This window comes from Psychrobacter sp. 78a-MNA-CIBAN-0178, from assembly GCF_040309625.1.
Classification (GTDB): Bacteria; Pseudomonadota; Gammaproteobacteria; order Pseudomonadales; family Moraxellaceae; genus Psychrobacter; species Psychrobacter okhotskensis.
The window spans coordinates 1-241 of record NZ_JBEOOZ010000199.1 but is presented as its reverse complement, the minus strand read 5'-3'; the positions used below and the strand labels follow the sequence as shown (position 1 = coordinate 241).

At 41.9% G+C, this 241-nt stretch carries 1 pseudogene; it reads left to right on the top strand.

Annotated elements, in window-relative coordinates:
• Nucleotides 1-45: 45 nt before the first annotated feature.
• Nucleotides 46-241: pseudogene (locus AAEY80_RS14825) on the top strand (acyltransferase family protein); the annotation flags it as partial.

Genomic DNA, 241 nt, shown 5'->3' with positions numbered 1-241 from the left:
GTAGAAAACGGAGTATCTCCAAACTGTACTTATGGGGATGGTCCAGTGAAAGCAATTGTCATAGGCGACAGTCATGCGAATGCTCAAATGGTTGCCATTGGTAATAGAGCAGATTTAGCGGGTGGATGCGTTTTGAATTTAGGACTCGATAGCTGTCCCACGATAAAAAACGTATATATGGTTGATGAGCATGGAAAAAATCCAGATTACAACTGCGGTCAATTAGTAAAGAACGCTATCC